This window comes from Caulobacter sp. GW821-FHT09H08 (assembly GCF_059415885.1).
Window position 1 is genome coordinate 664,400 of record NZ_JBWKOC010000001.1, and the last position, 22,234, is coordinate 686,633.

The 22,234-nt window shown below is 66.8% G+C and carries 24 protein-coding genes and 1 pseudogene; 10 read left to right on the top strand and 15 right to left on the bottom strand.

From position 1 onward, the window contains the following. Positions 1-38: 38 nt before the first annotated feature. The 3 genes from AC07NN_RS03160 to AC07NN_RS03170 all read right to left on the bottom strand — a co-directional run bounded on the left by AC07NN_RS03160 (position 39) and on the right by AC07NN_RS03170 (position 3,910). Positions 39-2,102 (bottom strand): phosphocholine-specific phospholipase C, encoded by a 2,064-nt coding sequence (locus tag AC07NN_RS03160; RefSeq protein ID WP_494637675.1) that lies wholly within the window; start codon positions 2,100-2,102, stop codon positions 39-41. 234 nt (positions 2,103-2,336) lie between these two features. After that, positions 2,337-3,437 (bottom strand): Zn-dependent alcohol dehydrogenase, encoded by a 1,101-nt coding sequence (locus AC07NN_RS03165; RefSeq protein WP_494637676.1) that lies wholly within the window; start codon positions 3,435-3,437, stop codon positions 2,337-2,339. 86 nt (positions 3,438-3,523) lie between these two features. After that, the gene (locus AC07NN_RS03170) at positions 3,524-3,910 is read right to left on the bottom strand and encodes a hypothetical protein (RefSeq protein ID WP_494637677.1); all 387 of its coding nucleotides are present in this window, start codon (positions 3,908-3,910) and stop codon (positions 3,524-3,526) included. A 125-nt stretch (positions 3,911-4,035) separates the two neighbouring features. Here AC07NN_RS03170 and AC07NN_RS03175 point away from each other — a divergent pair, with 125 nt between their 5' ends. Beyond that, entirely contained in the window at positions 4,036-4,788 is a 753-nt protein-coding gene (locus AC07NN_RS03175; RefSeq protein ID WP_494637678.1) for a helix-turn-helix transcriptional regulator, read from the top strand. 246 nt (positions 4,789-5,034) lie between these two features. Here AC07NN_RS03175 and AC07NN_RS03180 read toward each other — a convergent pair whose 3' ends face one another. Beyond that, positions 5,035-5,508 (bottom strand): chemotaxis protein CheW, encoded by a 474-nt coding sequence (locus AC07NN_RS03180; protein WP_494637679.1) that lies wholly within the window; start codon positions 5,506-5,508, stop codon positions 5,035-5,037. Between the two features lie 204 nt (positions 5,509-5,712). Here AC07NN_RS03180 and AC07NN_RS03185 point away from each other — a divergent pair, with 204 nt between their 5' ends. Continuing rightward, positions 5,713-6,096 carry a hypothetical protein gene (locus AC07NN_RS03185; RefSeq protein ID WP_494637680.1) on the top strand — a complete coding sequence of 128 codons (384 nt, stop codon included), beginning with the start codon at positions 5,713-5,715 and terminating at the stop codon, positions 6,094-6,096. A 205-nt stretch (positions 6,097-6,301) separates the two neighbouring features. Continuing rightward, a complete protein-coding gene (locus AC07NN_RS03190; RefSeq protein WP_494637681.1) occupies positions 6,302-6,529 on the top strand; it encodes a hypothetical protein in 228 nt (75 codons plus the stop codon). A gap of 2 nt (positions 6,530-6,531) precedes the next feature. Here AC07NN_RS03190 and AC07NN_RS03195 read toward each other — a convergent pair. From AC07NN_RS03195 to AC07NN_RS03210, 4 genes and pseudogenes are all read right to left on the bottom strand, one after another. Then, positions 6,532-6,679 (bottom strand): annotated as a pseudogene (locus tag AC07NN_RS03195) (hypothetical protein); the annotation flags it as partial. A 3-nt stretch (positions 6,680-6,682) separates the two neighbouring features. Next, positions 6,683-6,988 (bottom strand): hypothetical protein, encoded by a 306-nt coding sequence (locus AC07NN_RS03200; protein ID WP_494637682.1) that lies wholly within the window; start codon positions 6,986-6,988, stop codon positions 6,683-6,685. Between the two features lie 158 nt (positions 6,989-7,146). Then, positions 7,147-7,887 carry a bactofilin family protein gene (locus AC07NN_RS03205; protein WP_494637683.1) on the bottom strand — a complete coding sequence of 247 codons (741 nt, stop codon included), beginning with the start codon at positions 7,885-7,887 and terminating at the stop codon, positions 7,147-7,149. 75 nt (positions 7,888-7,962) lie between these two features. Next, positions 7,963-8,208 (bottom strand): DUF2188 domain-containing protein, encoded by a 246-nt coding sequence (locus tag AC07NN_RS03210; RefSeq protein ID WP_494637684.1) that lies wholly within the window; start codon positions 8,206-8,208, stop codon positions 7,963-7,965. A gap of 206 nt (positions 8,209-8,414) precedes the next feature. On the opposite strand from AC07NN_RS03210, the gene AC07NN_RS03215 reads away from it, so the two are divergent. Together AC07NN_RS03215 and AC07NN_RS03220 are read left to right on the top strand one after the other, a co-directional pair. Then, the gene (locus AC07NN_RS03215) at positions 8,415-8,696 is read left to right on the top strand and encodes a type II toxin-antitoxin system RelE/ParE family toxin (RefSeq protein WP_494637685.1); all 282 of its coding nucleotides are present in this window, start codon (positions 8,415-8,417) and stop codon (positions 8,694-8,696) included. After that, the gene (locus tag AC07NN_RS03220; RefSeq protein WP_494637686.1) at positions 8,671-8,997 is read left to right on the top strand and encodes a HigA family addiction module antitoxin; all 327 of its coding nucleotides are present in this window, start codon (positions 8,671-8,673) and stop codon (positions 8,995-8,997) included. The genes AC07NN_RS03215 and AC07NN_RS03220 overlap by 26 nt, the downstream gene beginning before the upstream one ends. An 8-nt stretch (positions 8,998-9,005) precedes the next feature. Here the strand turns inward: AC07NN_RS03220 and AC07NN_RS03225 are convergent, their stop codons facing one another. From AC07NN_RS03225 to AC07NN_RS03235, 3 genes are all read right to left on the bottom strand, one after another. Continuing rightward, the gene (locus AC07NN_RS03225) at positions 9,006-9,734 is read right to left on the bottom strand and encodes an endonuclease NucS domain-containing protein (RefSeq protein WP_494637687.1); all 729 of its coding nucleotides are present in this window, start codon (positions 9,732-9,734) and stop codon (positions 9,006-9,008) included. Between the two features lie 3 nt (positions 9,735-9,737). Next, positions 9,738-10,748 carry a cobaltochelatase subunit CobS gene (cobS, locus tag AC07NN_RS03230; protein WP_494637688.1) on the bottom strand — a complete coding sequence of 337 codons (1,011 nt, stop codon included), beginning with the start codon at positions 10,746-10,748 and terminating at the stop codon, positions 9,738-9,740. A 146-nt stretch (positions 10,749-10,894) separates the two neighbouring features. After that, on the bottom strand, positions 10,895-11,257 hold the full coding sequence (locus AC07NN_RS03235) for an RcnB family protein (protein ID WP_494637689.1): 363 nt from the start codon (positions 11,255-11,257) through the stop codon (positions 10,895-10,897). Positions 11,258-11,391: 134 nt separating this feature from the next. Here AC07NN_RS03235 and AC07NN_RS03240 point away from each other — a divergent pair, with 134 nt between their 5' ends. After that, positions 11,392-12,111 (top strand): phosphatase PAP2 family protein, encoded by a 720-nt coding sequence (locus tag AC07NN_RS03240; RefSeq protein ID WP_494637690.1) that lies wholly within the window; start codon positions 11,392-11,394, stop codon positions 12,109-12,111. A gap of 3 nt (positions 12,112-12,114) precedes the next feature. Here AC07NN_RS03240 and AC07NN_RS03245 read toward each other — a convergent pair whose 3' ends face one another. Beyond that, entirely contained in the window at positions 12,115-12,567 is a 453-nt protein-coding gene (locus AC07NN_RS03245; RefSeq protein ID WP_494637691.1) for a hypothetical protein, read from the bottom strand. 176 nt (positions 12,568-12,743) lie between these two features. On the opposite strand from AC07NN_RS03245, the gene AC07NN_RS03250 reads away from it, so the two are divergent. Further along, positions 12,744-14,321 (top strand): hypothetical protein, encoded by a 1,578-nt coding sequence (locus tag AC07NN_RS03250; RefSeq protein ID WP_494637692.1) that lies wholly within the window; start codon positions 12,744-12,746, stop codon positions 14,319-14,321. A gap of 38 nt (positions 14,322-14,359) precedes the next feature. Continuing rightward, positions 14,360-16,096: a hypothetical protein gene (locus AC07NN_RS03255; RefSeq protein WP_494637693.1), complete on the top strand. Its 1,737-nt coding sequence runs from the start codon at positions 14,360-14,362 to the stop codon at positions 16,094-16,096. A 13-nt stretch (positions 16,097-16,109) separates the two neighbouring features. On the opposite strand, the gene map is transcribed toward AC07NN_RS03255, so the two are convergent. Together map and AC07NN_RS03265 are read right to left on the bottom strand one after the other, a co-directional pair. Next, the gene (gene map / locus AC07NN_RS03260) at positions 16,110-16,856 is read right to left on the bottom strand and encodes a type I methionyl aminopeptidase (RefSeq protein ID WP_494637694.1); all 747 of its coding nucleotides are present in this window, start codon (positions 16,854-16,856) and stop codon (positions 16,110-16,112) included. 25 nt (positions 16,857-16,881) lie between these two features. Further along, positions 16,882-17,532: a J domain-containing protein gene (locus tag AC07NN_RS03265; RefSeq protein ID WP_494637695.1), complete on the bottom strand. Its 651-nt coding sequence runs from the start codon at positions 17,530-17,532 to the stop codon at positions 16,882-16,884. Between the two features lie 58 nt (positions 17,533-17,590). Between AC07NN_RS03265 and AC07NN_RS03270 the strand changes: the two genes are divergently transcribed. Then, positions 17,591-17,863: a BolA family protein gene (locus AC07NN_RS03270; RefSeq protein WP_494637696.1), complete on the top strand. Its 273-nt coding sequence runs from the start codon at positions 17,591-17,593 to the stop codon at positions 17,861-17,863. Positions 17,864-17,951: 88 nt separating this feature from the next. Then, a complete protein-coding gene (gene cdd, locus AC07NN_RS03275) occupies positions 17,952-18,395 on the top strand; it encodes a cytidine deaminase (protein ID WP_494637697.1) in 444 nt (147 codons plus the stop codon). Between the two features lie 149 nt (positions 18,396-18,544). Here cdd and AC07NN_RS03280 read toward each other — a convergent pair whose 3' ends face one another. After that, complete coding sequence (locus tag AC07NN_RS03280; RefSeq protein ID WP_494637698.1) at positions 18,545-21,826, bottom strand: TonB-dependent receptor domain-containing protein; 3,282 nt, start codon at positions 21,824-21,826, stop codon at positions 18,545-18,547. Positions 21,827-22,234 lie beyond the last annotated feature (408 nt).

The following is a 22,234-nucleotide window of genomic DNA, read 5'->3' on the forward strand; positions in this document are numbered from 1 at the left end:
TTTCCCCGGCATTCGCCGGGGAAGTCGGAAGTTGATGGTCAGGCGCCGAGCCTCGCCGCCCCACCCATCCAAGGATCGCTGATCGAGTCCGCCCCCGTCTCGACCCGTCCCGCCAGCCGCCGCAGCCAGGTCGGCTCCCCGTCGAGGCGGGCGGTCAGGTCGTACCAGCCCTGTTGCGTCTGGAAGAGGTGGGCCACGGTGTCGACGCCCTTGAACACGGCGCGCCAGGGCGCCTGGCCCTCGGCAGCGATCAGCACGGTCCGGGGCTGCGGGCGGATGTTGGTCACCGTCACCAGCAGGCCGTCGCCCCGGGCGCGGGCGCTGAGCTCGACGCCGGTGTGCTCGCCGGCGAACCGGCGGTGGAAGCCGTTGGGACCCAGCACCCACAGGTCATAGGCGCCGACCGGCCAGGCGTCCTCCAGGTGTGCGCGAGGGCCAACGGTGTAGCGGCGCGGAACCGCGTCCAGTCGCAGGCGGTCATAGACCTGCAGCACCGTCGCCGTCGTCCCGATGTTGCTGAGGGTGAGGGTCACCGCCCCCTTCACGGAGCGAGCGTCGACCGCCGGGGCATAGGGCAGCGCCCGTGACGGTCGGGTCCCCTTGGCCTGTTCCGGCGCGACCACCGTCTCCGGTGTCGGTGGCTTGGTGCGGCCCGGCAGGGCGTGCGCCCGCTCGGCGGCTTCCTTCGTGGCCGGCAGGGGCGGGAAGGGCTGTCGGTTGGGCGTCTTGAAGTCGAAGCATCGCGTCAGGTCCCCGCACACCGCCCGCCGCCAGGGCGAGATGTTGGGCTCCTTCACCCCGAAGCGCGCCTCCAGGAAGCGGATCACCGAGGTGTGGTCGAACACTTCGCTGGAGACCCAGCCGCCCCGGCTCCAGGGCGAGATCGCGTACAGCGGCACGCGCGGTCCCAGGCCATAGGGGCGGCCCATCAGGTCGTCGCGCTCGGCCTTGGCCTCGGTCGGATTGCGGACCAGGTGATGCTCGTCGGCGAGGTCCACGGTCGAGCCGCCGGCCAGCTTGCCGCCCGCGTCGCGCGAGGGCGGAGCGGGTGGCGGCATGTGGTCGTAGAAGCCGTCGTTCTCGTCGAACATCACCAGCAGCACCGTCCGCGCCCAGACCTTGGGATCGGCGGTCAGGGCGTCGATGACCCGAGCCGTGTAGTCCGCGCCCTGGGCCGGGCTGGAGGGGCCGGGGTGCTCAGAGTCGGCGGCTGGGGCGATGATCCACGACACCTGCGGCAGACGGCCGGCCGCGACGTCCTCGCGCAGCTTGTCCAGATGCCAGGTGGAGAGGCCCAGCTGCTTCAGGCGCGGGTCCGAACCCGGCAGTCCCTTGAAGCTGTCGCGGTAGGTCTTGAAGCCGGCAAGCGGGTTGTCGGTGAAGTTGTCGGCCATGTCCTGGTAGACGCGCCAGGAGACGCCGGCCTTCAGCAGCCGCTCGGGGTAGGTCGTCCAGCCGTAGGACTCCGGCGGCGCGCCCTGTTCGGGGAAGCGGTCGTGCGAGTTCGAGATCGACGGCCCGCCGGCCTGGCCCCGGCCGTCATTGGTCCCGGTCCACAGGAACAGGCGGTTGGTGTTGGTCCCGGTCTGGGTCGAGCAGTGATAGGCGTCGCAGAGGGTGAAGGCGTCGGCCAGGGCGAACTGGAACGGGATGTCGGCGCGCTGGAAATAGCCCATCGACCAGGGTTTCTTGGCGTCGGGCCAGCGGTCCATGCGGCCCTGGTCCCAGGCGTCCTGGGCGTCGATCCAGTTGTGCGGCGTGCCCTCGACCCGCATGTGGGCGAAGGTCTGGGCGCTGTTCAGCGGGAACGGGGCCAGCAGGCGGTCCTTGTCGTACGCCTGGACGAAGACCGAGGCGTCCTTGCGGCCCGGCGCATCGCGCACCGGGATCGGGAACCGGTCGCCGAAGCCCCGCACGCCGGGCAGCGTCCCGAAGTAGTGATCAAAGCCCCGGTTCTCCTGCATCAGGATCACCACGTGCTCGACGTCGTTGATCGTGCCGGAGCGGACGTCGGCGTCGATCGCGGCGGCGCGGGCCAGGGCCGGCGGCAGGGCCATCGCGCCGATAGCGGCGAGGAGGGCGCGGCGGTCGAGGTGGGTCATCGCGGACTCCGGGGAAGCTGGGCCGGAGGTAGCATGGGGTGTTTGGCGGGGGTGTGACAGGGTTTCTCCTTCTCCCCTTGCGGGAGAAGGTGGCCCGAAGGGCCGGATGAGGGGTTGTACAAACGAGCACCGCCGCGACGGCGTTGAGGCTGTCGCGGCGGCGCCCATCTTCAATCCCTCACCCGACCGCCTTCGGCGGCCACCCTCTCCCGCAAGGGGAGAGGGTGAGAGCGCTCAATCAAACACAATCACCGACCGCGCCAACTCCCCGCGCTTCAGCTCATCGAACGCGCTGTTCACGTCCTCCAGCCTGATCCGGCGCGAGATCAGTTCGTCCAGCTTCAGCCGGCCCTGCATGTAGAAGTCCACCAGGCGCGGCATGTCGACCGGGAAGCGGTTGGAGCCCATGTAGCTGCCCTGGATGCGGCGTTCGCCCAGGAAATCGACGCCGTGCAGCTCGATCTTGGTGCCGACCGGGATCATGCCGATCACATTGGCCGTGCCGCCCCGGCGCAGCATCTTGAACGAGGCCTCGGCGGTAGCCTTCAGGCCGATGGCCTCGAAGCTGTGGTGCACCCCGCCGCCGGTCAGCTCGACCACGGCCTTGGCGATGTCGTCGACCGCCGAGCCGTCGATCACGTCGGTCGCGCCGAAGGTCTTGGCCAGCTCCAGCTTGGAGGCGACGCGGTCGATGGCGATGATCCGGCCAGCGCCCGCGATGGCCGCGCCGTTGATGGTGGCCAGGCCCACGCCGCCGCAGCCGATCACGGCCACGGTCTCGCCGGGGCGGACGTTGGAGGTGTGCATCACCGCGCCCACTCCGGTCATCACCGAGCAGCCGATCAGGGCCGCGCGGTCGAACGGCATGTCCTTGCGGATGGCCACGCAGGCGTGCTCGTGGACCAGCATCATCTCGGCGAAGGACGACAGGTTCAGGAACTGAGCCATCGGGCCGCGCGCGCCCCCAAGGTCTTCCTTGAACAGGCGCGGCTCGCCGCCCTTCGGACGCTTGGTCTCCGGGCTGATGCACAGGTTCATGTGCCCGGTCAGGCAGACCTCGCAGTGGCCGCAATAGGGGTTGAGGCAGGTGATGACGTGGTCGCCGACCTTCACGGTCCGCACCTCGTCGCCGACCGCCTCGACGATGCCGGCGCTCTCGTGACCCAGCACGGCGGGCATGGGGTGGCTGTAGGAGCCCTCGATGAAGTGCAGGTCGGAGTGGCAGACCCCGGCGGCCTTGGTGCGGATCAGCACCTCGCGCGGGCCGGGCTTGCCGATGGCCACGGTCTCGATCTCGAGGGGCTTGCCCACCTCGCGCAGAACAGCGGCCTTCATGCTCGTCTCCCTTGATCTGAGGGGAGACTAGCGTTCCGCTCGGGGCCAACGGAAGGGGTTATTCGAACAAATGTTTGGCGCTCGCGCTAGGTCAGCATCCCGATCATGTCGCGCGCCGGGCGGACCACGGTGGCCAGATAGCCGAGGACCAGGACCAGCGAACCGGCGGTCACCGCGCCCTTGAACAGGACCATGCAGCCATCGACCAACCGGGCGCGCCCGAACAGGTCTCGCGCCACCTGAGCGGCCACGGCGGCGGCGAAGAAGATCACCAGGGCCGTCACCGCGGCCAGGGTCACCGAGGCCGGCCACGGGCTTTCGCGCGCGAAACCCGCCAGGACGAACGCGAAGGGCGCGTAGCCCAGGGCGGCGCGCGATCCTCGTTCGGTCCAGCGGTGTCCGACCGCGCAAAGGGCAAGGCCGGTCAGTAGCAGAAGGGCGCTGGCCAGTGCGGCCAGATGCTCGGCGGTCATGTCGGGTCCTCCGTTCGACGTTGGCGGTGCGTTTAAGGCCTCCGTCGGCGGCGGACTTGAACGCAGGGGCTGTTTCGTCGCCGACCCGACCGTCGCGAATCGACGCGTCTGCTAAGCTTCCGGCCATGGCGTTGGGACGGGCGAAGCTGGCGATGGCGCAGGGCGTCAGCGTCTGGGTGCTGGAAGCCCCGGGCGGCTTCGGCGACGCGCACTTCCATTCGCATCACGCCATCCAGATCAGCCTCTGCCTGGACGGTTCGCTGGCGCTGTTCACCGAGGCCGAAGCGCTTCGGGGGCCGGTGATCGCCGTCGCGGCGGACGCGCGCCACCGGTTCGAGGCCGAGGGCCTGCTGGCCTTCATCTTCGTGGAGCCGGAAAGCCGGGCGGGCCGGGCGCTGACCCAGGTGCTGTTCCAGGGCCGGGACCTGGCCGCTCTGGATCCGGCGGTTCTGCGGGCGGCCGCGCCGCTCTCGCGAACCTTCGAGGCGGGTCTGAGCCCCGAAGCCCTGCAGGCGGCGGGCCTGGCGGTCGTCGACGCCCTCGCGCCCGTCGCGCCCGCGCCGCTTACCGATATCCGCGTCCGCAAGATCATCGACCACGCCGTCGCCCATCTCGACGAACCGCTGAGCTTGAACGACGCGGCGCACGGGGTCTTCCTGTCGCCCAGCCGCCTGCGGCACCTGTTCGTCGAGCAGACGGGGCTGGCCTTCAAGACCTATGTCCTGTGGCTGCGGCTGGTGCGGGCCCTGCAGGTCTATTCGGAAGGCCGCTCCCTGACCGATGCGGCCCATGCGGCGGGTTTCGCGGACTCGGCCCACTTCAGCCGGGTCTTCAAGCGCACCTTCGGCCTGCCGGCCACGACCCTGGCGCGGCTTTAGCCTCTGCGTTCAAGCGAGCGGGCGCGCCCGGCGGTAGATCGTCCTGGTCACTCGAACAGGAGATCCCCCGATGACCCCGACCCCAAGATCGACCCAGGAAACTGAAAAGAAGTGCTCGCCGGCCTGCCGCTGCACGGACTGCAAGTGCGCTGACAACTGCAAGTGCAAGAAGGCCTAGGCGCCAAAAAGAAAGGCCGCGTCCGATCCCCCGGACGCGGCCCTTGTTCTTTCGAAGGGGATGAACCCTTACGCCGCCAGAGCGATCTGGCGTTCCGGCAGGATGCGGCTGACCGCCAGCAGGACCGTCATCGAGCCTTCGCCGGCCGTGATCACGGCCGCGACCAGCGGCGAGTCCTCGCCGTCGCCGAGGGCCGGGGGCGGATTGATCTGTTCGGCTTCCACCGTGAAGCTGTCGCACACCGCATCGACCAGCAGGCCGGCGACGTCGGTCTGGTTCTCGACCACGATGATCACCTGGCGCGGACCGTCCTGCGCCGCGCCCTTGCCCAGGCGCCACGACAGGTCGATGACCGGCATGACCTGGCCACGCAGGTTGATGACGCCGCGCACATAGGCCGGCGCGTCGGGCAGCGGGGTCGGCGGGGTGACGCCGCGGATTTCGCGGACGGCGCTGACGGGGACGCAATAGGTCTGGGCGCCGACCTCGAACGACAGGACCTGCAGGGCCTGGCCTTGGGCGTAGGACACGGTGCTCGACATGGCGGTCTCCGTAGGCGCAAGGCCATCCGGGGCCTCGTTCCTGATCACTTTCACGCAAAAAGATGAACAAACCGGTTCCACGGGGTGTGGACGGTTTTAGGCAAAATCCGTTCAGGCGCCGTTCAGGCAGGAAATCCGATCTTGGCTTCAACGCTTGAGACGACGCGATGCGCGGCGGGGAAGCGAAGACCCAAGGAGGCCGAGATGGCCAACAAACTGATGATCACGGCAGGCCGGGTCGCCGCTGGCGTCGCCGCGCTGTCGCTGGCCGCCGCCGCGACCACCGCCTCGGCCGATGGCCGCCACTATCGCAACCATCGCGGCAACGGCGGCGACGTCGCCGCGGCCGCCATCGCCGCCGGCGTGATCGGCCTGGCGATCGGCGCCGCCATCTCGGACGGCGATCATCGCGACCGCCGCTACGACGACCGTTACGACCGTCGTTACGCCCCGCCGCCGCCCCCGCCGCGTTACGGCCATAGCTACGGCTACGCCCCGCGTCCGTACTACGGCGACCGCGAATGCTGGACGACCCGCGAGTACGACCGCTGGAACGGCACGTACTACGAGCGGACCGTCTGCCGCTAAGGCCTTCCAGAGATTGGGCGGACGTTGTGAGCCGGCCGCCCGATGCTGGCGTCGACCGCCCCGTCGACGCCAACCCGCCCCGAGGCTTCCCTAGCCTCGGGGCTTTTTTCGTTTGCGAGGGGCCGACCTTCAAAGAAGGGACTCGACTCGCGGCTATAATGAGAACAAAAAAGGAACATTACTGCGAACCGCCGGAGGCTCCGACATGTCGCTCGCCACGCAACCTTCTGTTCAACAGAGCCCCTTCGGCGCGGGCCTGCGCCTGACCGACGATCGGCTGGACATCGCCGAGGCCGTGCTGGCCGGCGCCTGGCGCACCCTGCGCGCGGCGGGCTTCGGCGAGGCCGAGGTCCAAGCCCTGTTCGACCAGATCGCCGACCGTCCGGAGGACCTGGCGCGGCGGCTGCGGAAGATGGCCAACGCGGGAGCTTAGTATCCCGCCGTCATTCCCGCCCTTGTGGCGGGAACCCCTGGTTCAGCTGACACGTGAGATGCAAGCGGACTGCTCAGCAGTCCGCCCCTCCTGCACTTGCAGTGAATAGAGGGGTTCCCGCCACAAGGGCGGGAATGACGGGGATTTTTGGAGCTAAAGCTTCCGCTGCAGCAGGGCGCGCATCATGTCCGCGCGTTGTGCCGTGTCGACCGAAATCCGACCCGCCAGTTCGCGCATGCCGGCCGGATAGGCGTCGCCGCCGTCGGCGATCAGTCGGGCCTGGTCGGCCAGGCGGCGAAGGTCGCGGTCCAGCCGCTCGACCTCTTCGCGGGCCAGCAGGCGCGCTTCGTCCTGCAGGCGCTTCACGCGTTGACTGGTGCTCTCGGGACCGCGCCCGAGGTCATAGATTTCCGCCACGCCCGAGATGGGAGGCACGATCTTCAACGGCTTGCCGGCCATGGATAAGGGCTCCTCGATAAGGGCCGGCCTGCGCCAACCCACACCGTATCAAAGCCCGGCTTAGCGCCAGCGTTCCGTGGTTTTTCCGGAAAGGGAAGCAACGTGGCCGCCGCGCCACAGGGTCGGGCGCGGCGTCACGGAAGGCGTTACAGAAGGCGTTACTGGGCGGCGTGCGGGAACGGCGCCTGCGAAGCCGGGAAGGGCGCGAGGGGCGCGGCTTCGACGACCGGCTGGGCTTGAACCGGCGCCGGCATGGGAGCCAGCGGCGCGGCCTGGGCGAAAGGTTGCGGCGCCGGCGCGACGGGCTGCGGCTGAACCGGAGCGGCCTGGAGAACGGGTTGCGGCGCGACCGGAGCGACCTGGACCTGCGGAGCCGGAGCCGGAGCCGGAGCCTGGACTTGCGGCGCGGGTTGGGGTTGCGGCGCCGGCTGGACGGCCGGACGGCGGAACTTCTGGCTGCGGCCTTCGAAGGTCGCGCCGGTCTCCATGCCCAGCTGCTCGTGGGTGATGTCGCCCTCGACGCGGGCGCTGGCGTATAGGCGAACGGCCTGGGCGGTGATCGAGCCGACCACCAGGCCGTGGACCTCGGCGACCTGGGCGACGATCGAGCCCTCGACGCGCGCATTCGGGCCGACGGCCAGCTTGCCGACCTTCACGTCGCCCATGACCACGCAGTCGAGGTGCAACTCGACATCGCCGATCACGTCGCCGCGGATCGTCAGGCCCTGGGTCAGCACGGCGGCCGGCTTGGGACGCGGCGGCGGCTGCGGAGCCTGCGGTTGCGCCTGCGCCTGCGGTTGAACCTCGGCCTGCGCCTGCGGCGCGGGCGCGGCGGGGCGCGGCTGTTCCAACGGAGTCAGGGCCACCGGGGTCGGGGTGTCTTTCTTCCGGGTGAACATAGCAGCAGGCCTTGTCTCAAAATGGGCTTCGTTACGTCCTGTGCAGCAAGAACGAGGCCGATTTCGGAACGAACCCTATTCGGCGTCCCGGACATGGGTCGTCGGGCGGTCGTCGCCACTGGCGACCTCGCCGTGCCAGACGGCGTTCTTGTCCTCGTAGACGATGCCCTCGGTCTCGCCGGGCTGCTCCTGCTCGTCGGCGGCGCGCCGGGCGGCCGTCAGCGCGGCCTCGTGCGACGGGAAGGTCTCGGAGAACGTCTCGCCCACCTTGTAGGCCCAGCCGCCGTCGTGCTGGACGATCTCGTAGGTGATGTCGGTCATGAGCTGTCTCCGAATGGCGCACCGGTTCGAACGGACCGCCAGCTAAGGCGGTTCCGATGACAGGGTCTTGTCGGAAACCGCGCATGAGACCGCGGAAGTTTGTTGCTAATTTGTTCTCAATCTATGGTATGTTCAGGGGTGGAAATACAATCGGGCGGGGTGACGATGTTTGATCCGCATAACGTTATGCGTTATGATCTTTCCATATGATCCGGAGTTTTGCGGACCGCGAGACGGAAAGGATCTGGCTGGATGGCCGCTCACGCCGACTACCATCGGACATCCAGGCGAATGCTTCGCGCAAGTTACGTTTGCTGGACGCTGCGGAACATTTGGACGATCTGCGGCTTCCGCCCGGCAACAGGCTGGAAGCGTTGTTGGGGGGCCGAGAGGGCCAGCACTCGATAAGGATCAATCAGCGGTGGAGGCTTTGCTTCCGCTGGAGCGGTGGACACGCCTACGATGTCGAAATCTGCGACTACCATTGAGATAGCAGCAGAGGATTGGCTGCATAATCCGACGGCAGGCGAAATCTTGTTGGAGGAGTTTCTCAAGCCGATCGGCATGAGTCAGAGCGCCTTGGCGCGCGCCATAGGCGTGCCGCCGCGCCGGATCAACGAGATCGTGCTGGGAAAGCGCGCCGTAACCGCGGACACCGATCTGCGCCTGACGCGCTACTGGGGGCTGTCGGAAGGCTTTTTCCTGCGCTTACAGAACAGCTACGATCTGATGGAGCAGCGCCGCAAGATGGGCGCGGAGCTCGAGAAGATCACGCCGAGAGCGGCTTAAGCTGCGCTTCAATTGAAGTCGAAGCGGAAACGATATCGCTTCAACATCAGGTTCGGCACGGCCCTACTCGCCAATTCGACACGGTGATCGAAATCGGAGGCTACGATAATGCCTCTAACCTCGCCGCCCCTGTCTGCCTGTAGAGACGCCATATATGCCAGGGTCTGGGCGATCACAGCAGGTCGTCCAACGTCCGCCTTCAGCTCGATGACCGTAAGCTTTCCAAAGCGGTCTTTGGCCAAGATATCGATGAGCCCGGCTTCGACGCGTACTTCTCGCCCATCATCCACGATTTCGAGGCCAGCTTCCAACTGACCGATATCGCTACGCAAGGCGATCTGCAGATCGCGCTCCAGCGCGAAAGTCTTCCCTGCTGTCTCAGCGGCGACTTCCGCACTAGTTGCTTCAGGCTGCAGGGAGCCCGGCTCGTCTTCCGGCGAACCGCCACCTCGGAAGCGCTGATAGGAACTCAGGCAGCTGCGGAAGAAAGCCAGAAATTTATAGATATTCTCTGGCTCTATATCGATTGATGATGGGTTCTCCCGACCTGCTCGTTGATCGCCCGTTGTGTAGTTGAATTTCGCCTTGAGGCTCTCAAGCCCATCTGCGTCGAAAGCCGCGTCAAGATCGACATCTTCAGCGCGCTCAATACGCTTGAGCGCGCTGCAACGGGTCGAGACCGTATTTGCGCTTAGGCCTTCAGCAATCATGTAGCTGCGGAAAGCCTGTTCGCGCACGGCCTAAGCTACCTTCACCCGCGCCGCGCTTTCCGGCAGGTCCGTGCCGAACGCGCGCTGGAAGAACTCGGCCACCGTGGGGCGTTCGAGTTCGTCGCACTTGTTCAGGAACGTCAGGCGGAAGGCCAGGGCGACGTCGTGATCGAAGATCTCGGCGTTCTGGGCCCAGGTGATCACCGTGCGCGGGCTCATGACGGTCGAGATGTCGCCGTTCATGAAGGCGTTGCGGGTCATGTCGGCGACGCGGACCATGGCGGCCAGGGTGCGCTTACCCTCGGCCGTGTCGTACGACGGGTTCTTGGCCAGCACGATGCCCGCCTCGACGTCATGGTCGAGGTAGTTCAGCGTCGTGACGATCGACCAGCGGTCCATCTGGCCTTGGTTGATCTGCTGGGTGCCGTGATAGAGGCCGGTGGTGTCGCCCAGACCGATGGTGTTGGTCGTCGAGAACAGCCGGAAATACGGATTGGCGCGGATGACGCGGTTCTGGTCCAGCAGGGTCAACTTGCCGCCGGCTTCCAGCACGCGCTGGATGACGAACATCACGTCCGGACGGCCGGCGTCGTATTCGTCGAACACCAGGGCGATCGGGCGCTGCAGGGCCCAGGGCAGGATCCCTTCACGGAATTCGGTGACCTGCTTGCCTTCCTTCAGGACGATGGCGTCCTTGCCGACGAGGTCGATGCGGCTGACGTGGCTGTCCAGGTTCACGCGAACCAGCGGCCAGTTCAGGCGCGCGGCGATCTGCTCGATGTGGGTCGACTTGCCGGTGCCGTGATAGCCCTGGACCATTACGCGACGGTCCTTGGCGAAGCCCGCGCAGATGGCTTTCGTCGTCTGCGGATCGAACTTGTAGGCCGTGTCGATCTCGGGGACGTGCGGGTCGCGGTGCGAGAAGGCCGGGACCTTCATGTCGCTGTCCACGCCGAACGCGTCGCGGAGCGTCACCCACTTGTCGGGGACCAGGGTGATCAGAGGATCTTTGGCGGAGCTGTTTTCGGCGAACTCGGGCATGACCTACCCGATATAGCCTTCACCCCCTTCGGTTCAATTGGATTCCAATTGAACCGAAAGTGTTTTGGAACCCGGAGCGCGAGGATCGCGCTCCTCGGGGGGAGGGAAGAGAGCGCCGCAGCACGGCGCCCCCTCCAGTCCGTTTTTTAGCGATTGGCCAGGATCACCGAGGCGATCAGGCCGGTGGCGACGGCGGCCAGGACGTACTGGTTGTCCACCTTCTGCCAGCGATAGCCGCGCGGCGGGGTGCGCAGGCCGTGGCGGCGATAGTCGCTGACATAATAGCCGTTGCCGCGATAGCGGGAGTCCAGGCGCTGGCCCTTGGCCCAGCGGCGGTACTCGCGACGATCCTGGCGATCCTCGGCGCGGGCCTGGTCGCGGCGGCCCTGGTCGTAGGCCCGGTCGTGGCTGTCATAGTGCTTGGAGTGGCGGTAGTCCTGGGCCGAGGCGGCCCCGGTGCCGCCGGCCAGCATCAGAACGGCGAGCGAAGCGGTCAGAAAGCGTTTCATATCGGGTCTCCTTCGATGAGGATGCCACCCTACGAGGGGCGACGTGGTCCCGGCATGAACGGCCGTGCTCAGCTTAAGTTCATGTTTCAAAAGGGAAATGTTGTTTCCTGGGTCGTCCGTATGGAGTTATCTGCTTGATCCGCATCGACTTTCGAGGGGTGTTCGACGCCGCGCGGCGCGAGCTGGGCGCGACCTCCGCGCTGCTGGTGCTGGCCCTCGGCGCCTGGGGTTTCCTGTCGATCGCCGACGAGGTAGCCGAAGGCGAGACACGGGCGCTCGACCTGGCGGTGCTGGAGGCTCTGCGGGTCGATGGCCAGCCACACCTGATGGTCGGACCCAAGTGGCTGCACTTCGCGGCCATCGACATCACCGCCCTGGGCTCGCTGGCGGTGCTGGGCCTCATGATCCTGCTGGCCGTCGCCCTGCTGCTGTCGCTGCGCCGCTGGGGCGAGGGGCTGATGCTGCTGGTCGGGGCGGGCGGCGGGCTGGCGATCAGCCAGACCCTGAAGCATGTCTTCGACCGCGAGCGTCCGCACCTGGCCTATCGCGCCGTCGAGGCGGTCAATCCCAGCTTCCCGTCGGGCCACGCGATGATGTCGGCGGTGGTGTTCCTGACCCTGGGCGTGCTGGCCGCGCGCTTCGCCGACAAGCGGCGGGTCAAGGTGCTGGCGGTCAGCGCCGCGGTGCTGGTCAGCCTGCTGGTCGGGGTCAGCCGGATCTATCTGGGCGTCCACTGGGCCAGCGACGTGCTGGCCGGCTGGTGCGCGGGCGCGGCCTGGGCCATGGCCTGCTGGCTGGTGGCCTTCCTGATCCGCAAGGGGATCCGGCGGTCCTCCTCCCCACCCGGTTCTTAGGCGCTACCCCTTAGGCTTGGGCCGCCAACGGAGCTCCAGGGTGGTCCACACGGCGCCGACGAAGTCCGCGAGGCCCACGGCCAGCCAGGCCTTGGGCAGCCAGTCCAGCAGCACGAAGGCTCCGAACACCACCAGCGAGAACACCCGCAGCACCACCGAGGCCCGCATATAGGTGCGCTGCCCGGTCCAGCCGGCAACGTGGTAGCCCATGCCGTAGGCCAGCAGCAGCAGCCCCGCGAACCGGACCCAGGGCAGGGCGGTGGCGTCGGTGTGGGCGTCCAGCAGGTCCAGCACGGGACGCGGCGCGACCGCCAGGGCCAGGCCGGCGGTCGAGATCAGGCCGCCCCAGAACCAGATGCTCCACGGCTTGCCGAACGGCACCGGGGTCACCGGCGTCGGCGGTTCGGTCGGCGCGCGCCACTCTCCGTTCGGAGAGGCGGGATCGCGGTCGGTCATGGAATCTTGTCCCTCGCCCACAGGCGGCGGGAGCATGGCTCATGCGGCCTTTGCTTCGCAAGTGCAGGTCTTCACCGCGAACGTTCGCGGGACGCCGCCCGGCGGGCCTATCGAAAGTTTATCCTGCGCTTCCGGCTCAACTTCTGGAGTTTCCCGACGCCTTGTGTAGCTTGACCATGGGACTCGGGCAGGGCTTTGGGGGATTTGTGGGCGACAAGGCGGCGGCCGCAGCGGGCTTGGACCTGTTCGGCACCACGGGCAACGACCGCCTGGTCGGCGCCGAGGGCGATGACAGGCTTCACGGCTACGAAGGCGACGATACGCTGGAGGGCGGCGCCGGGGACGATGTGCTGGAAGGCGGCACGGGCCGGAACCAGCTCCTCGGCGGGGCGGGCGTCGACACCGCCAGCTACATGTACTCGCCGGTCACCATCGTCGCCGAACTGAAGTACCAGACCGTCTCCGGCTACGGCTTCACCGATACGCTCGACAGCATCGAGATCGTCATCGGCTCGTCCGGCAACGACGCGCTCGCCGGCGACGACGGGAACAACCGACTCGAAGGCTTTTTCGGCAACGACAACATCTTGGGCGGCGCTGGCGACGACCTGCTCTATGGCGGCGAGGGCGATGATTTCCTGTACGGAGAGGCGGGGGACGACCTCCTGAACGGCGGAGAGGGCATGGACCTCGCCGACTATTCGGGCGCGATGGCGTCCGTGCGGGTCGACCTTAGTATCCAGGGAGCGCAGGACACCCTCGGCGCCGGCAAGGACACGCTGGTGTCGATCGAGAACCTCCGCGGGACCCGGTACGACGACATCCTGATCGGCAACGACGCGTCCAACAGGATGTACGGCGCAGCCGGCTCGAACACCTATGACGGTCGCGGGGGCACCGACACGGCGGAGATCGATGGCTGGGCCACCGACTTCACCATCAGGGCCGCGGCCGACGGGACCTTCACGGCCACCAGCCTTCTCGACGGCGCCGTCCAGACGTTCAAGAACGTGGAGATCGCCCGCTTCTGGTCGGGTTCGATCTATCTGAGCTTCGATTTCTCGATCGCGATCGACAAGGCGTTCAGAGCTATCCTGCGCGCGCCCAGCCAGGATGCGGCCATGAGCCCGGCGGCCGCCAGCGTCTACAATGCGAGCATGGCCGGGGCGTCGACGGCGGCGGTCCTGGCGGAGATCGTCAAGGTCGCCGACAGCAGCACGTCCGTCGCTACGCTGAGCTACCTGTTCTTCACGGGCAAGATCCCGACCCAGCCGGGCTACGATTTCCTGGTCTCGCCGACCGGGCCGAACGCCAACAATCTCAACAGCGCCTACTACCGCAGCTTCAATCTCGAGAACCGCTACATCAACTTCGCGGTCAACCTCGGCAAGTTCGGCGACGGCAAGGTCCAGTTCCAGGAGGCCTATGGCGCGCTCAGCCTCTTCGACGCGACGCGGCAGGCCTACAAGGCCATCTTCGGCGCCGCGCCGAGCGACGCCAAGATCCACGCCCTGATCGACAGCCGGACGAACTATTTCGCCGGCTACGGCGGGGACGGCCCGAACGGCCTCGGGACGAAGGCGGCCATGGTCGGCTGGCTTCTGGCCGAGGCCGAGAAGGCCGACCTCGGCGTCATGGCCCGGACGAACGCCGCCTGGCTGGCGGACCTTGCCGACGGTTCGGCGCCTTTCGCCATCAACATCCTGGATCCGGCCAACGGGTACTGGAAAGCCGACTTCGTCTTCGGGGGCTGAGCGCTCCCTCCAACCCTCCGATCTCTTTGCGAGGACGTGTGCCTGTAGACATTTCTAATCCCGCCAGAGCCTCGGCGGGCGACCTCATCCAGGGCACGAACGGTTCCGACCTGCTGCGCGGCACGGAGGGCTCCGACACCATCCGCGGCTACGCGGGCAACGACATGATCTACCCGAACGGCGGCAACGACGACATCGACGGCGGCGAGGGGAACGACGGCGTCGTCTTCTCCCTGTACGGCGCCGGCTTGCGCGTTGACCTGGCGCTGCGGGGTTACCAGGACATCGGTCCGGGCCTGGTCCTGCTCACCGCGATCGAGAACCTCTACGGTTCGCGGTACGATGACGAGCTTCGCGGCGACGACGGGGCCAACTTGCTTCGCGGCGACGAGGGCGATGACCTCCTCGAAGGGCGCGGCGGGAACGACTACCTGATTGGCGACAAGGGCTCCGACGTTCTGCGGGGCGGGGACGGCGACGACGAGCTGATCGACAGCAGCGGCGCGCGCGATCCGCTCTCGTTCCGGTCCGTGGGCGACAACGAGCTCTATGGCGGCGCCGGCAACGACCATCTGGACGGCGGGCCCGGCGACGACCTGATGTACGGAGGCGACGGCGACGACGTCTTCGAGAGCGGCTGGGGCCTGGACCTCATGGACGGCGGCGCCGGCTTCGACCGGGTCACGCTGAGCTGGGCCGGCGCGGTCACGGTCGATCTGGCGCTCAAGGGGGCCCAGGTCGTCACCAGCGGCGTCGCCATCAATTTCGTGTCGATCGAAGGGGTCGTGGGCTCGAACGGGGCCGACACCCTGCTGGGCGATGCGAACGACAACGTCTTCTACGGCGGCGGCGGCAACGATGTCATAGATGGCCGCGACGGCTTCGACATCGTCCAGTATTCGAACTTCAGCAGCACCTTCAAGCTGACCAAGACCGCTGAAGGTTGGGCGATCTCCGACGACGGCGGCCTCTCGGGCGCCAAGTATGGCGGGGTCGATCAGGTCAAGAACGTGGAGCTGATGCTGATCGGCGGCACGACCCTGCTCCTCGCCGGTAGTCCCACCGCTGTACTGCCGCTCACCAGCGGCGCGATGTCCTATCTCGGTGGCGTCCTGCTGCGCGCGCCCGAGTCGCTCAGCAAGGTGGTGCTGAAGTCGATCGGCGAGAAGCTGGACGGCGGCCAGATCAACCCGATCGAGGCGCTGAAGGCGGTGATCGCCGCCGCCGACCAGACCACGTCGGTCGCGACCCTGAGCTACCTGTTCTTCACCGGGAAGATCCCGGGCCAGGCGGGCATCGACTATCTGGTCTCGCCGACGGGCCCCAACGCCAACAACCTCAACAGCGCCTACTATCAGAGCTTCAACGTCGAGAACCGCTACATCAATTTCGCGGTCAATCTGGGCAAGGTCGGCGAGGGGAAGGACGCGTTCCAGGCCATGTACGGAACGCTCAGCCTGTTCGACGCCACCAGGAAGGCCTACGCCGAGATTTTCGGAGCGACCCCGTCGGACGCCAAGGTCACCGCCCTGCTGGCGGGCGGCCGGGACGTCTATTTCGAGAGCTACGGCAAGGACGGGCTCAGCGGCCTCGGGACCAAGGCGGCCATGGTCGGCTGGCTGTTGGCCGAGGCCGAGAAGGCCGACGTGGGCGTGATGGCGCGGACGAACGCCGCGTGGCTGACCGATCTGGCCGACGGCTCGGCGCCGTTTGCGATCAACATCCTGGACCCGGCCCTGGGCTACTACTCGCGGGACTTCATCTTCGGCGGCTAGCGGCCCCGCCGTCCTAGACCAGGGTCAGCACCAGCGGGCCGTTGCGGGTCGCCACCAGCGTATGCTCGTACTGCACCGTGGCCTGGCCCTGGGGCGGGCGCAGGGTCCAGCCGTCGTCCAATTCCTCGACCCAGTCCGCGCCGAGCGACAGGAACGGCTCGATGGTGAAGACCAGGCCTTCCGGGATGGTCCGGCGGTCGCGCGGTTCGTACCAGGTCGGGATCTCGCGCGGGTCGTCGTGCAGCGAGCGGCCGACGCCGTGGCTGGCGAGGTTGCGGATCAGGCTGTAGCCGTTCTTCTGGGCGAAGGTCTCGATGGAGCGGCCGACCTCGTTCAGGCGACCGCCCGGCTTCACCGAGCGGATGCCGGCCCACATGGCGCGGCGGCCGTCGCGGCACAGCCGCTCGACCCGCTTGGTGATCGGCGGAACGGCGAAGCTGGCGCCGGTGTCGCCGAAATAGCCGTCCAGCTCGGCCGAGACGTCGATATTGATCAGGTCGCCGGCCTTGACGATCGTGTCGCCGGGGATGCCGTGGGCGCAGTCGGGGCCGACCGAGATGCAGGTCGCGCCCGGGAAGTTGTAGGTCGTCTCGGGGGCCGAGCGCGCGCCTTCCTTCTCCAGCAGGGCGCGGCCAAAGTCGTCCAGCTCCTTGGTGGTCATGCCGGGCTCCAGCGCGGCGCCCATGGCGGCCAGGGTGCGGGCCACCAGGTTGCCGACGGTGCGCAGCTTCTCGAGCTGGTCTTCGTTCTCGATGGTCATGGCCTGTCTCCGGAGGGGCTGGCCGCTAGACCATCCCCGACTTCTGCAGCTGCTTGTAGGCCTTGATGACCCGCTGCAGCTTGTGCTCGGCGCTGCGGTCGCCGCCGTTGGCGTCGGGGTGGCAGCGTTTCAGCAGTTCCTTGTAGCGCGCCTTGATCGCCGGACCGTCGGCCATGGCGTCCAGGTCGAGATCGGCCAGGGCCTGGCGCTCCAGCTTGCCCAGGCGGCGCTCGGCGGCGTCGCGTTCGGCCTCGGCCCGGCGTTGCTGGGCGCGGAAGACGCCGAACGGGTCGGCGAAGTGGCGGGCGTCGCGGGCGGCCTGGGTCACGGCCTCGCGTGAATTGGCGTCGGCCTTGAAGCTCCAGGTCGGACGACCGCCGGTCATCCGCTCAGTCTCCTGCTCGGCGCGAATCTGCGATTCGTTCATGCCGGCGTAGAAGTTCCAGTTCTTGTTGTACTCGGCCGCGTGCTGCTGACAGAACCAGTAGTGCTGGTTGGGCAGGTCGCGCGACTTCGGCGCCTTGGCGCTGCCAGCCAGGCGACATTCGGGATGGTCACAGCGCTTCTCGCCGGGCTTGAGGCCCAGGACGTCGTTTACCGGGTCGTCTTCGCCCTTCTTGGGCGGACGGACCCGGATGTCCGTGAATTTTGGTCGGTACTCGAACGGCCGGTTCATGGCGTCTAGAGTAAGCCCGCGCTATTTCCGTTCAAGGATTGACAAGCAAGAGACGCACATGGGCGACGTCGCCGACACCATTCGCCGCAAGCTGAACGACGCTTTTTCGCCCTCGCGGCTGGAACTGGTCGACGACAGCGACCGCCACCATGGCCATGCCGGCCACACGGGGGCGGGGGAGAGCCACTTCAACCTCAGGATCGAGGCGCAGGCCTTTGCGGGCAAGGCCCGGGTGATGCGCCAGCGCCTGGTGATGCAGGCCCTCGCCGAGGAGTTGGCGGGCCCTGTTCACGCGCTTTCGATCGTCGCCAAGGCGCCCGGCGAGGAGTAAGGCGACGCTTACTTTTTCGCTTGCGCGAAACGGCTGCGGCTGATTGCCTCTCTCCCCGGCGCGATCCTGCCGGAGGGCTGGAACCCGCATGAGCGCCGACGTCACGACCACCCCGAAACCTGGCCAAGGCGATTCGCTCGAGCAGGACGCCGCGCGCGCCCTGCCCGGACTGCTGTCGCGTTCCTACGCCCGCTATTCGAAGTTCACGGTGGCGGCCGCGGTGATCGACGACGAGGGCCGGGTCCACTACGGCGTCAATGTCGAGAACGCGGCCTATCCCGTCGGCACCTGCGCCGAGCAGACCGCCATCGGGGCGATGATCACGGCCGGCGGCTCGCGGGTCATCGACAAGGTGCTGATCGCCGCCGGCTCCGACGCCGTGGTCCAGCCCTGCGGGGCCTGCCGTCAGCGCATCGCCGAGTTCGCCGGCCAGACCTGCGAGATCGTCTCGGTGCAGGGCGGGGCGACGACCGAGCGGATCGCCTTCTGGAGCCTGCTGCCGCACTCGTTCGGACCGCGCGACCTGGACTGAGCCCGATCTCCGACCGGACACGAAGACGCCGCCGCTGGGCCCCAGCGGCGGCGTTTTTCGTTTCAACCGTTCGCGCCCAGCCCTTCGCCCAAAGAAAAAGGGGCGGTCCGAAGACCGCCCCTTCCCAGCCTTGACCCGAAGGTCGCGGCTTACATCTTGTAGTTGAAGCCCACGAAGAAGCGACGACCGAAGAGGTCGAAGTTGTCTTGCGTGGTGTTGCCCAGCCAACGATCCGGCTCGCGGTCGAAGGCGTTGACCACACCGGCGCGGACCACCAGGTCCTCACGCGGCGCGTACTTCACGGTGAAGTCGTGCTGCGTGAACGGACGCGTGCGGTAGTAGCGCGGGTCGCGGTTGTCCGGGTCGGCCTTGATATCGTCGACGTCGTACGGACGCGTACCGTTGCTCAGCCACTGCGAGGACTGCCAGTCGGCATCCCAGGCGATCGAGAGCTTTTCGTTCACTTCCCAGGTGAGCTTCGACGAGAAGCGGACGCGGGGCAGGCCCAGGCCGGTTTCGTTGTCGATGTGCTCGCTCGGGATGGCGATGTTCACGAAGTCATGCTGTTCGAACAGGTAGTTGCCCGACAGACGGTAGTTCAGGCGACCCCAGTCCTTGCCGATGATGTCTTGGACATCGGTGTGGTACAGGAACTGGTAGTCGATGCCGCGGTTGGTCGTACGAGCGTAGTTCACCGCGCCTTGGATGAAGTCGATGATGCCGTACGCCGGCGTCGTGTTCACCGGCGCGCCGCCGACGCGGGTCAGCGTCTGGCAGATCGAGGTGTTCAGGGCTTCGCCGTTCACGCACTGGTTGGCGGCCGTTTGAGCCGTCACCGAGGCGATCACGTCCTTGATGTCGATGTCGAAGTAGTCGACCACGAAGGTCGCCTTCGGCCAGAAGCGCGGCGTGACGATCATCGACGCGGTGACCGAGAACGACTTTTCAGGCTTCAGGAACGGGTTACCCGCGTTCTTACCCGACGGCGTGCTCGAGTAGATGATGTTCGTGCCGGCCGGGATGCCCAGGGCGGCGCAGTTCTTCTCACGGTTCGCCTTGATCTTGGCGTCGGTCAGGTTCTTCAGAACCGTCGCGTCGCAAGGATCGGTGATCTGAGCGAAGGTCTGCGTCGGCGGACGGTAGGTTTCCGACAGGGTCGGCGCGCGCACCGACTTACCCGAGGTCGCCCGGAACGTGATGTCCTGGATCGGACGCCAGATCGCGTTGAAGTTATAGGTCTCGGTCTTGCCGATCGTCGAGTAGTCCGAGCTGCGGAATGCGGCGCCGATTTCCAGGCTCTTGGCGAGCGGAACGTCACGCAGCAGCGGCAGACGGAATTCGCCGAAGTATTCCTTGGTCTCGTACGAGGCCGGTTGGAAGTCGGGACCGGTGTTCATGAACAGGATGCGGTCGCCGGTCGAAGCCGAGCGGCCGATGGCCTGGGTCTCTTCACGACGCCATTCGGCGCCGACGGCCAGGCCGATGCGACCCGCGCCCCAGAAGTCCCACAGCTCGCCCGAGACGAAGCCCAGGGCGTCCTGTTGGACGTTCTTTTCGTGCAGGTTGATCTCGGCCAGCAGGTAGTCGGCGGCGGCCTTGTTCAGACCACCCGGGCCGAACACGCGGAACGGCTGGCAGTTGGTGATTTCTTCGTAGGCCTTGGTGCCCTTGACGTAGTTGACCGTCTTGGCGTCGCGGATCGAGCGGGCGTCGTCCTTGATGGTGACGCCTTGCTTGTCCAGGATCTTCACGCGGCAGACGATTTCGCCCGGCTTGCCGTTGACGATACCGGCGGTGTCGACCACGGCGTCGGCGGCGAACTTGTAGCGGGGGGCGTCAACGCCGCGCTCGAAGTTCGTGTTCTTCAGCTCGCCGTAGGTATAGCCCAGCTCGTACGACAGGTTGTGGATGAAGCCCACGTCGTCCTTGCTGCCACGGAAACCGGCCACGTAGCGGCTCAGTTCCTTTTCGTTCAGCTGAGTGCGGGCCGGACCGAACAGGCTGTGACGGGCGCGGACGTCGGCGACGGTCGCGGTCGTCGTGATGTTGCCGGTCGTGGCGTCGTACGCGGTGATCGGCGTACGGGTGTTGGCCAGGATGGCGCTACGCACGTTCGCCGGCAGGTAGGCGTTGTCCAGACCGATGTTGAACGAGCTGTTCGAGAACCAAACCGGGTTCACGCCAGCGGCCACCGGCAGGATGCCGATGTCGAAGAAGGTCTGCTGGCTGCCGTCGAAGGTCGATTCCTTGACGTACTTCGCTTCGCCGAAGAACTGCAGGTCTTCGGTGATGTTGAAGTTCAGGCCGCCCTGGAAGCGGTAGTTCTTCGAACGCGGCAGGCGGCTCGCCTGGCTGAAGTCCGTGTTCGGGTTCAGGCCGTCGCCGCCGATGTTGGTGACGCGCTGGAAGCCGTTTTCGTCGCGGAAGGTGCCGAACGACGGGTTACGAGCGTTGCCGGCCTGGTCGAAGATGAACGAGTTGCCCGGTTCGATCGCGAAGCAGTTCGGGCTCATCGGAGCGACCGACGTCGTACAGCTCTGGAACGGGATATCCGGGTCGCCCGGGTTGGCCGACGGACGCAGCGAGTTGGCCAGGACGGTGATGCCGCCGACCGGACCGATCGACAGGGTGCGGGCGTCGTGGATCAGGATGTTGTCCATCACGCCGTCGGGCTGGCTGTTCGACACGTCGGTGTCGTTGTTCAGCAGCACCCAGGCCTTCTTGCGCCAGTCGACCTGGCTGTCGAGGACTTCGTCGTTCTTTTCGTATTCGGCCGAAGCGTAGACGTTCAGACGACCGTCGAAGAAGTTGTGGCCGACCAGGGCCGAGATGCGCTTGTTCAGCTGGCCGTCTTGGTTGATCTGAGCGGCGGTGCCGTCGATCTCGACGCCTTCGAAGTCCTTGCGCAGCACGAAGTTGACCACGCCCGACACGGCGTCGGCGCCGTAGAGGGCCGAGTTCGAACCGGTGATGACTTCGACGTTCTGGATCAGCAGGCGCGGGATGGTGTCGACGTCGACCGACAGGCCGCCGCCGTTCGAACCGACGTGACGACGACCGTCGACCAGCGTCAGCGTCCGCGAGGTGCCCAGGTCGCGCAGGTTCAGCAGCGACAGACCGCCGTCGTTCAGGCCCGAACCGGTGGTGTCTTCCGGCACCAGCGAACCCGACAGGGCGGGGATGTCGGCCAGAACGTCGATGACGCTGGCTTGACCGGTCGACACGACGTCGTCGCGGCTGACTTGGATCAGCGGGGTCGGGGAGTTGGTCGGGTCGCGACGGATACGCGAGCCAGTGACCACCACTTCCTCAACGGACGTCGCATCCTGAGCGGCGGCGGGCGCGGTCTGCGCCAGCGTGACGGTCGGAGCGAAAGCCGCGAGGCTTCCCAGCATCGTAGTCGCCAGGAGAACCTTGGTTTTCAACGCCATGTTTTAGTTGTCCTCAAAAGTACGAGCACCCGACACGCCAGCCGCGCGCGGGAGCAAAGAGGGCCATTCCTCAATGGGGAACGTTAAAGCCTTTCGGCGGCGCTAGAAGCGATCATGGCCGAATTGGGTCGCGTTGATGGCCGTCCGTTACCGAAAAGTCACGATTTCGGTGCGCAAACGTCAAAATTGGAAAAATCTTGTCGCGTTGCCCCTTGGTCGCCTAGGTAACTAAGGGTCTGGAGGGGCAAGTCATGCCTTTTGGAAACCGGTGTTAGCGGTCCGATATCGCCCCAAGAGCGAAAAAAGGCCGAAAAAGCCCCAAAACCGGTAGCCCATTTTTTGCGTCGCCGGGCCGAGCGCCTACGCCGGGTGATCAAAACCCGGGCGGCGGACGCTCGCGAATTGGTC

What these genes read in the sequence shown, in the direction of transcription:
- AC07NN_RS03160 (WP_494637675.1), bottom strand. Translation starts at nt 2,102, where the DNA reads ATGACCCACCTCGACCGCCGCGCCCTCCTCGCCGCTATCGGCGCGATG.
- AC07NN_RS03165 (WP_494637676.1), bottom strand. Translation starts at nt 3,437, where the DNA reads ATGAAGGCCGCTGTTCTGCGCGAGGTGGGCAAGCCCCTCGAGATCGAG.
- AC07NN_RS03170 (WP_494637677.1), bottom strand. Translation starts at nt 3,910, where the DNA reads ATGACCGCCGAGCATCTGGCCGCACTGGCCAGCGCCCTTCTGCTACTG.
- AC07NN_RS03175 (WP_494637678.1), top strand. Translation starts at nt 4,036, where the DNA reads ATGGCGTTGGGACGGGCGAAGCTGGCGATGGCGCAGGGCGTCAGCGTC.
- AC07NN_RS03180 (WP_494637679.1), bottom strand. Translation starts at nt 5,508, where the DNA reads ATGTCGAGCACCGTGTCCTACGCCCAAGGCCAGGCCCTGCAGGTCCTG.
- AC07NN_RS03185 (WP_494637680.1), top strand. Translation starts at nt 5,713, where the DNA reads ATGGCCAACAAACTGATGATCACGGCAGGCCGGGTCGCCGCTGGCGTC.
- AC07NN_RS03190 (WP_494637681.1), top strand. Translation starts at nt 6,302, where the DNA reads ATGTCGCTCGCCACGCAACCTTCTGTTCAACAGAGCCCCTTCGGCGCG.
- AC07NN_RS03200 (WP_494637682.1), bottom strand. Translation starts at nt 6,988, where the DNA reads ATGGCCGGCAAGCCGTTGAAGATCGTGCCTCCCATCTCGGGCGTGGCG.
- AC07NN_RS03205 (WP_494637683.1), bottom strand. Translation starts at nt 7,887, where the DNA reads ATGTTCACCCGGAAGAAAGACACCCCGACCCCGGTGGCCCTGACTCCG.
- AC07NN_RS03210 (WP_494637684.1), bottom strand. Translation starts at nt 8,208, where the DNA reads ATGACCGACATCACCTACGAGATCGTCCAGCACGACGGCGGCTGGGCC.
- AC07NN_RS03215 (WP_494637685.1), top strand. Translation starts at nt 8,415, where the DNA reads ATGATCCGGAGTTTTGCGGACCGCGAGACGGAAAGGATCTGGCTGGAT.
- AC07NN_RS03220 (WP_494637686.1), top strand. Translation starts at nt 8,671, where the DNA reads ATGTCGAAATCTGCGACTACCATTGAGATAGCAGCAGAGGATTGGCTG.
- cobS (WP_494637688.1), bottom strand. Translation starts at nt 10,748, where the DNA reads ATGCCCGAGTTCGCCGAAAACAGCTCCGCCAAAGATCCTCTGATCACC.
- AC07NN_RS03235 (WP_494637689.1), bottom strand. Translation starts at nt 11,257, where the DNA reads ATGAAACGCTTTCTGACCGCTTCGCTCGCCGTTCTGATGCTGGCCGGC.
- AC07NN_RS03245 (WP_494637691.1), bottom strand. Translation starts at nt 12,567, where the DNA reads ATGACCGACCGCGATCCCGCCTCTCCGAACGGAGAGTGGCGCGCGCCG.
- AC07NN_RS03250 (WP_494637692.1), top strand. Translation starts at nt 12,744, where the DNA reads ATGGGACTCGGGCAGGGCTTTGGGGGATTTGTGGGCGACAAGGCGGCG.
- map (WP_494637694.1), bottom strand. Translation starts at nt 16,856, where the DNA reads ATGACCATCGAGAACGAAGACCAGCTCGAGAAGCTGCGCACCGTCGGC.
- AC07NN_RS03265 (WP_494637695.1), bottom strand. Translation starts at nt 17,532, where the DNA reads ATGAACCGGCCGTTCGAGTACCGACCAAAATTCACGGACATCCGGGTC.
- AC07NN_RS03270 (WP_494637696.1), top strand. Translation starts at nt 17,591, where the DNA reads ATGGGCGACGTCGCCGACACCATTCGCCGCAAGCTGAACGACGCTTTT.
- cdd (WP_494637697.1), top strand. Translation starts at nt 17,952, where the DNA reads ATGAGCGCCGACGTCACGACCACCCCGAAACCTGGCCAAGGCGATTCG.
- AC07NN_RS03280 (WP_494637698.1), bottom strand. Translation starts at nt 21,826, where the DNA reads ATGGCGTTGAAAACCAAGGTTCTCCTGGCGACTACGATGCTGGGAAGC.